The following is a 2,972-nucleotide window of genomic DNA, read 5'->3' as shown; positions in this document are numbered from 1 at the left end:
ACCCAGGCCACGCTGCAGCGCGCGCACCGGGAGCTGTTCGCCTACTTCGCCGAAATCGTGCGGGCGCGGCAGAAGAACGCGAAAGGCGACGACCTGATCAGCCTGCTGCTGACCATCGACGTCGACGGCCGCACGATGGGCCTCGGCGAGGTGCTGGCCAACTGCTACAGCCTGCTGCTCGGCGCCAACGTCACCACCCCGTACGTGCCGACGGCCGCGCTGGACGCCGTCATCGGCACGCCGCTGCTGCACGAGGTCCTGGAGAGCGCGAACACCGGCACGATCCTGACCACCGTGGAGGAGGCGCTGCGCTGGGCCTCGCCGGCCAACCACTTCATGCGGCACGCGGTGCGCGACGTCGACCTCGGCGGCCGCAAGGTGCGCTCCGGCGACGCGGTGGTGGTGTGGCTCGGGTCGGCCAACCGGGACGAGACCGCGTTCGAGGACCCGTTCACCTTCAACCCGAAGCGCAAACCCAACCGGCACATCGCCTTCGGCGTCGGCGGGCACTACTGCGTCGGGCACACCGTCGCCCGGGTGACGCTGCGCGCGCTGTTCGACGAGATCGTCGGCACCTTCGCCGACCTCGACCACGCGGGGGAGGTCGAGCACCTGTCGTCGAACTTCGTCGCGGGCATCAAGCACATGCCGGTGATCGCGAAGGTGCGCGGATGAACCGAGGGACCCTGGCCGGCCTTCTGCGCCACCGGGCCGGGGAGACGCCGTCCCGCACGGCGTTCGAGTTCCCCGGTGACCGGCTGGTCGTCGACTACCGCGACCTCGACCGGCGGGCCTGCGGAGTGGCGGCCGCGCTGCGCGACCGGGGACTGGCCGGCGAGCGCGTGGTGCTGCTCTTCCCGCCGGGGATCGACTACGTCGCCGCGTTCTTCGGGTGCCTCTACGCCGGTGCGGTCGCGGTCCCGGTGTACCTGCCGACCGGCGTGCGCGGGGCGGCGCGGATGCTCGACGTCGCTCTCGACGCCGGGGCCCGCGCGCTGCTGTCGACGGCGGCCACCCGCGACGCGCTGGCGCCCTCCATGTCCACAATGGATGGACCGGGCTGGCTGCTGGTCGACGACACCGGCGACGACTTCGACGGCCCGGGACCCGGCCCGGACGACCTGGCCTTCCTGCAGTACACCTCCGGCTCCACGGGCACGCCGAAGGGTGTGCGGGTCCGGCACGCGAACCTGATGGCCAACCTGGCCGAGATCGGCCGGCTGCTCGGCGCCGACACCGACAGCCGCGCGGTCAGCTGGCTGCCGCCGTACCACGACATGGGTCTCATCGGCGGCATCCTGCAGCCGGTCCACGGCGGCTTCCCGGGCAGCCTGCTGTCGCCGGCCGCGTTCCTGCGTGCGCCGGTGCGCTGGCTGGCCGAGATCAGCCGGACCCGCGCGACGTTCACCGCCGCACCGGATTTCGGCTACCGCGAGTGCGTCCGCCGGATTTCCGAGGCTGATCGAGCGGAGTTGGACCTGTCGTCGCTGCGGCACGCGATGGTGGGCGCGGAGCCGGTCCGCCGCGCGACGCTCGACGAGTTCGGCGGTGCGTTCGCCGGGGCCGGGTTCCGGCGGTCGGCCTTCCACCCCTGTTACGGGCTCGCCGAGGCGACGTTGCTGGTGACCGGCGGCATGCGGCCGGCCGTGGTCGAGGTGGGCCGCGCGGAACTGGCCGAGGGCAGGGTGCTGCTCGACCCGCCGGCCGGGCACCCGTCGGTGGCGCTGACCGGCTGTGGCGCCGCGACGGGCGAAGACGTGGTCGTGGTCGACGCCGAGCCCGGTGCGGTCGGGGAGATCTGCGTGAGCGGGCCGAGCGTCACCGACGGCTACCACGGGCGCCCGGCCGAGACGGCCGCGCGGTTCGGTGCCGAGCTGCCCGGCCACCCCGGGCGGCGGTTCCTGCGCACCGGGGACCTCGGGTTCACGGTGGACGGGCAGTTGTACGTGACGGGCCGCGTGACGGACCTGATGGTGCTGCGCGGCCGCAACCACTACCCGGAGGACATCGAGCAGACGGCGGAGCGGGCCCACCCGGCGTTGCGGCCGGGCCGGTCGGTGGCGTTTTCGGTGGATGACGGCGACGACGAGTACCTGGTGCTGGTGCACGAGATCGCGGCGAGCACGAGCGCCGGGACGGCGGACGCGGTGCGGGCCGCGGTCCGGGCCGCGATCGTCGCCGACCACGGGGTGACGCCGCGGGAAGTCGTGCTGGTCCGGCAGGGCGGGATCGCCCGGACCACCAGCGGGAAGGTCCGGCGAGCGGCGACCAGGGCGAAGTGGCTCGAGGGGGCGCTGGCCCCGGTGGCGGGTGCTCGCGCGGCCGCCCCCGAGCCGGGCGATCGGCTGGTCTCGGTCGTGGCCGACGTGCTCGACCTCGACCGGGTCCCCGCGGACGAGCCGCTCATCGGCCTCGGCCTGGACTCCCTGCGGGCCGTCCGGCTCGCCGAAGCCGTCGCCGGCACCTTCGGGGCCGAGATCCCCGTCCCGAGCCTGCTCGACGGCCTGACCCTCACCGGGCTACGCGCCCTGCTCGCCGCACCTCCGGCGTCCCGTCCGGCCACAATGGACGGTCTTGGCCCCTCCCGGGCCCAGGAAGCCATGTGGCTGCTGGACTCCATGGGCGCCGGTCCCGCCTACCACGTCCACGGTGGCGTCCGGCTGACCGGGAACCTCGACCCCGACCGGCTCGCCCGCTGCCTGGACGACCTCCTCGCCCGGCACCCCGCCCTGCGCACCACCTTCGCGCCCGACGCCGACGGGACCCTCACCGCCACCGTGCGCCCCGCCGGCCCGCTGCCCCTGCGGCAAGCCGACGGCGACGACGCGACACGCGCGCTCCACGACCTCGCCACCGCCCCCTTCGACCTGGCCGCGGGGCCCCTCGTCCGAGCCGTGCTCGTCGAACGGCCCGGCCACTGGTACCTCGGCATCGCGGCGCACCACATCGTCGTCGACGGGTGGTCGCTCGGC

General features: G+C 74.5%; 2 protein-coding genes. Both read left to right on the top strand.

Annotation, left to right across the window (positions count from 1 at the left end; all coding sequences use genetic code 11):
- Positions 1–675 (top strand): cytochrome P450 (locus CCN39_RS43455; RefSeq protein ID WP_143264379.1); only part of this gene is annotated, 675 nt, incomplete at its 5' end.
- Positions 672–2,972 (top strand): AMP-binding protein (locus tag CCN39_RS43450; protein WP_143264378.1); only part of this gene is annotated, 2,301 nt, incomplete at its 3' end. The genes CCN39_RS43455 and CCN39_RS43450, both read left to right, overlap by 4 nt.

The organism is Amycolatopsis kentuckyensis (assembly GCF_002155975.1).
In the GTDB taxonomy this organism is placed as follows: domain Bacteria; phylum Actinomycetota; class Actinomycetes; order Mycobacteriales; family Pseudonocardiaceae; genus Amycolatopsis; species Amycolatopsis kentuckyensis.
This window is presented reverse-complemented; position numbering and strand designations above follow the sequence as displayed.